We start from the raw sequence: 1,726 nt of genomic DNA on the forward strand, positions 1-1,726 counted from the left end.
TGCTCAAGCAGCAAGGCGTCTTTCTCCGCTTCGCTAAGTCGATATGTCCGGGGCGTTTTCATACAAAGGTTGAATCACAAACCAGGCCGTCAGCCAACCGATTTCGCCAACCCCGTGAGCAATTACGGGGCAGGACGTAACCTTGACCCATGGAGAAGCGATGGCCCTGGCCTCCCTGGGGGTGATCACGGTCGGCTTTGTCCTCGGGGGAGCCGCCGCCGCCAAAAAGGTGTCCGGTGTCGCGAAAACGATCATTACGAGTATGCGGGTTCGAACGAACGATGCATTTCTGCATAGCATGACTGCATCAGGAGATACCATTTACCATAATGCAATGAGTACTGCTATCGGAGACGATCTTGCAACAATGAGGAACTTTAACAATGCAATTAATACGGGAGGTGGACATAATGTTATTGTCCATGGCCAACTCAAATATGATGAATTAGGAGGAATTCCGACGGTTAATGGTCGAGAAACAAATCTTGTACAAATTGCAGATGCGGTAAAAAGTAATCCAAATTATGTTGAGGGGACCCAAGTATGTTTTGCCTCATGTTGGAGTGGCAGTAGCGGCACAGCACAGGAACTTGCGAATGAGCTTGGAGCACCTGTCTATGCACCTAGTCGTCCAGTCGCATGGGACTCTAAAGGTGATCGTTGGGTTTTTGATACCGATGTATTCGGAACCGAAGTCCCGATGCCGAACATTGAACCAACTTGGAAGCTATTTTATCCTAATGGAGCATAAACCAATGAGAATTATAAAAAAATTATTCCTATATAGAGAAAGGCTTTATTCTAATAGGCCAAAATATATAGAAAGTATAGAAAAAAACATGTATTTTTTAAATACAGATGAAGCTAGCTTTGTAGCAAGTTATCTAGAGAGGGGGCTGATCATCATAGAGTTTGTGAGCCTAACACCAGATCCATATCATAATTCTGATATGGTCAGAAATGTTGTTTTTTCTGATGGGGTATATGCTTGGGATGGTATTATTTTACATTGGGTGAAAAAATATAGAATTCGTCTACCTGTTGAATTTATGAGGCACATTGAAACATCATGTAACTATAATTTGCCTGTAAAAGAAGAAGATGCACCAGAATTGCTCGATGCATATAAATTGGCCGATCCTGTGTGGATAAAGTAATTCGATTTAATTGCAGGTTCAGCCTATCATCTAAGTGTCTGTCCGGAGAGTTTATGAATCGATAGAAACTGTTGGCATTGCTTATGACCAGTGGCTCGTCGAATGGCCGTGTTCTTACCCAGCAGGAGTTTTTCGATGAATTTGGCGGCAATTGACAATGACCAACGAAATCTCTTGTTGTCACGTGAACAGTGCGTTGGGTTTTCCGTTTATCAGGGGAGTGCTTTGTGGCTGATCGATTGGGCTGACAACTTCACCCTCGATCAGCAAAAAAACATTGACGCCATGTGTACTGAAGAGCGGTACCGCAGGTTTATGCCAAAGGGGCTGACCGCAGAACAGTGGAACAAAGACCTACAAAGTAAATTCCGAGACGGCATTCCAACTCTCACGGCCGATCTGTTTCCGCGTTATCGGGATGGCAAGACGGCGAAAGTTGTCACGTAATTGCTCACGGGGTTGGCGGCAGGCGCTTCAAGCGAGTGCGAAACTGCCCTGGATGAGATCGCGGATAGCGTCCAGCGGCGCTTGCCCCTTGAGCCTGGCGGTTCCGGTGACGGATCTGTATC

Annotated in this window: 3 protein-coding genes; all 3 read left to right on the forward strand. The window is 45.8% G+C overall.

Annotation, left to right across the window (positions count from 1 at the left end):
* The first annotated feature begins 160 nt into the window (after positions 1-160).
* A complete protein-coding gene (locus tag ACLIRY_RS26985) occupies positions 161-751 on the forward strand; it encodes a hypothetical protein (RefSeq protein WP_413208510.1) in 591 nt (196 codons plus the stop codon).
* Between the two features lie 4 nt (positions 752-755).
* Entirely contained in the window at positions 756-1,157 is a 402-nt protein-coding gene (locus ACLIRY_RS26990) for a hypothetical protein (protein ID WP_413208511.1), read from the forward strand.
* Positions 1,158-1,292: 135 nt separating this feature from the next.
* The gene (locus ACLIRY_RS26995) at positions 1,293-1,604 is read left to right on the forward strand and encodes a hypothetical protein (protein ID WP_413208512.1); all 312 of its coding nucleotides are present in this window, start codon (positions 1,293-1,295) and stop codon (positions 1,602-1,604) included.
* Positions 1,605-1,726: the final 122 nt, after the last annotated feature.

It is taken from the genome of Rhodospirillum sp. A1_3_36, assembly GCF_047263945.1.
In the GTDB taxonomy this organism is placed as follows: Bacteria; Pseudomonadota; Alphaproteobacteria; order Rhodospirillales; family Rhodospirillaceae; genus Rhodospirillum.